Annotated in this window: 1 protein-coding gene; it reads left to right on the forward strand. The window is 64.9% G+C overall.

The annotated features are described in order from the left end of the window. Nucleotides 1–876: efflux RND transporter permease subunit (locus JMF90_RS38765; protein ID WP_201326513.1), on the forward strand; the 876-nt coding region annotated here is incomplete at both ends.

Consider the following 876-nt stretch of genomic DNA (forward strand, 5'->3'; position numbering starts at 1 on the left):
ATGCGGACGGCTCGAAGGTCGTGCTCGGCGACGTCGCCCGCGTCGAACTCGGCTCGCAGAACTACACGTTCGTGAGCCGCGAGAACAACAAGCCGGCCACCCTCGCCGGCGTGCAACTCGCGCCGGGTGCCAACGCGGTGAAGACCGCGGACGCGATCCGCGCCCGCATGGCCGAACTGAGCAAGTCGATGCCGTCGGGCATGAGCTACTCGATCCCGCTCGACACGTCGCCGTTCGTGAAGATCTCGATCGAGAAAGTGCTGCACACGCTGCTCGAGGCGATGGTGCTCGTGTTCCTCGTGATGTACCTGTTCCTGCAGAACGTGCGCTATACGCTGATCCCGGCCATCGTCGCGCCGGTCGCGATGCTCGGCACGTTCACGGTGATGCTGCTGACCGGCTTCTCGATCAACGTGCTGACGATGTTCGGCATGGTGCTCGCGATCGGCATCATCGTCGACGATGCGATCGTCGTCGTCGAGAACGTCGAACGCCTGATGGCCGAGGAAGGACTGTCGCCGAAGGACGCGACGTCGAAGGCGATGAAGGAGATCACCGGCGCGATCATCGGCGTCACGCTGGTGCTGACCGCGGTGTTCCTGCCGATGGCGATGGCGAGCGGCTCGGTCGGCGTGATCTACAAGCAGTTCACGCTGTCGATGGCCGTGTCGATCCTGTTCTCCGCGCTGCTCGCGCTGACGCTCACGCCGGCCCTGTGCGCGACGATGCTCAAGCCGATCGCAGCGGGTCATCACGAGAAGCGCGGCTTCTTCGGCTGGTTCAACCGCCGCTTCGATCGCCTGACGAAATGGTACGAGACGCGCGTCGGCCGCCTCGTCGGTCGCACGGGCCNCGTGATGCTGGTGTTCGTCGCGA

This window comes from Burkholderia sp. E168m23 (assembly GCF_016586125.1).
In the GTDB taxonomy this organism is placed as follows: domain Bacteria; phylum Pseudomonadota; class Gammaproteobacteria; order Burkholderiales; family Burkholderiaceae; genus Burkholderia; species Burkholderia orbicola.